Genomic DNA, 1,774 nt, shown 5'->3' with positions numbered 1-1,774 from the left:
CCCGATATCTACCCCACAAATATCGGCGGCAGCGTCAGTTGTTTATAAGACACCGGCGTGGGGACCGCGCCGCCCGCCGCGGGGAGACGGCGGCACTTGGTGGGGGGGCGCTCCCCCCGCCCCACCACCAAGGCATTGCTCGAACAGACGTTCGAGCCAGACCAGCCTATCCTGCCGGCCCGGCAGTCCTCAACCCGACCGCCCGTGGTCTCATGAACGGGTGAGCGCACTCGACCACCCCGGCATCCGCAAGGTGGCCGCCGCCCTGTCCGAGGCGGGCCACCACGACGCGGCGAACGGGATCCGCGTGTTGGCCGACGCCGTCCGCACCGCCGCCGCGGCGGCCGAGGCCGTGGGCGTGGAGGTCGGCGCGATCGCCAACAGCCTGGTCTTCGCCGCGGTCCGCGACGGCGTCGCCACACCCCTGCTCGTGCTCACCTCCGGGGCGCACCGGGCCGACACGGACAAGCTCGCCGCGCTGGCCGGCGCCGACTCGATCGAACGGGCCACGCCCGCGTTCGTGCGCGAGCACACCGGCCAGGTCATCGGCGGCGTCTCCCCGGTGGGGCACCCCGCGCCCATCCCGACGATCGTGGACGTGGCGCTGGAGCGGTACGACGTGGTCTGGGCCGCCGCCGGGCACCCGCACGCGGTCTACCCGACGACCTACGCGGGCCTGCTCTCCCTGACCGGTGGCACGCCCGCCGAGGTCGCCCGGTGACCGCCGCGCCGTCGCAGCGGATCGTCACGATGTCCGCGCCCGAGCTGAGCGCGCGCTTGGACGAGGCGCTGGCGCTCTACGTGAGCGCGATGGACTACCCGCCCGGCACGGCCGAGCAGCGCGCGCCGATGTGGTTGGCGCACATGCTGCGCGACGGGTGGCGGTGCGTGGTCGCGCTCGGCGAGCAGGACGAGCTGATCGGCATCGGCTACGGCTACCGCGGCTCGGTCGGCCAGTGGTGGCACGAGCAGGTGCGGCACGGCCTGACGATGGTGTCCGGGCCGAAGGCGGTCGAGGAGTGGATGCGCGACTACTTCGAGCTGACCGAGCTGCACGTCCTGCCCCGTGCGCAGGGGCGCGGGGTCGGTGAGCTGCTGTTGCGCAACCTCCTGGAGGGCGTGCCCAGCGCGCGGGTGCTGCTGTCCACGCCCGAAGGGCCGAGCAAGGCGTGGCGGCTGTACCGGCGGATGGGGTTCGTGGACGTGCTGCGGCACTACCAGTTCACCGGCGACCCCCGCCCGTTCGCCGTCCTGGGCCGCACGCTGCCGGTCGACTGGACGTCGTAGATCGACTGAACGCCGTAGATCGGCTGAATGCCCGCCGATCGAATGCCGTCAGCGGTTCGCGCGGGTCGAGCCTTCAAGCTCACAAGCGTGAAAAGCGTCCTCGCCGGACGGGCAGATCAGCAGGATGGACAACCCCGCCCGGATCCCCCTGTTGGGTTGTGGGTCCGGGTTTCGTGTCATCCCACCGACCTCCCGAAGGGCTACCACACGCGTCAAGGGGGCGACATCGGCACACGACCAGGCAAAACCTGCACAACGCCCCCTTGACACGTGCGGTAGGGCTGCGCCAGGTCGGCGGGATGACACGAAGCCCTCCCTTTGCGGAGAAAGGCCCGCACGCACCGCATAACGGGGCCGGTGAGCCGCTTTGTCGTGCGAGGGCTCTTCATCCCAAAGGAGGGGGCCGTGTCATCCCGCCGACCTGGCAACGCCCAACCGCGCGTGTCAAGGGGGCACCGACGGTGCCCACAGCCACGATGGGCCGGAA

The 1,774-nt window shown here is 71.4% G+C and carries 2 protein-coding genes; both read left to right on the top strand.

Annotation, left to right across the window (positions count from 1 at the left end):
- Positions 1-220 precede the first annotated feature (220 nt).
- Positions 221-721 (top strand): YbaK/EbsC family protein, encoded by a 501-nt coding sequence (locus ACFXGA_RS22145; RefSeq protein WP_378090710.1) that lies wholly within the window; start codon positions 221-223, stop codon positions 719-721.
- Positions 718-1,287: a GNAT family N-acetyltransferase gene (locus ACFXGA_RS22140; protein ID WP_378090709.1), complete on the top strand. Its 570-nt coding sequence runs from the start codon at positions 718-720 to the stop codon at positions 1,285-1,287. The genes ACFXGA_RS22145 and ACFXGA_RS22140 overlap by 4 nt, the downstream gene beginning before the upstream one ends.
- Positions 1,288-1,774 lie beyond the last annotated feature (487 nt).

This window comes from Actinosynnema sp. NPDC059335 (assembly GCF_042752395.1).
Classification (GTDB): domain Bacteria; phylum Actinomycetota; class Actinomycetes; order Mycobacteriales; family Pseudonocardiaceae; genus Actinosynnema.
The sequence above is the reverse complement of the archived record's forward strand: the minus strand, read 5'-3'. Positions and strand labels throughout refer to the sequence as shown.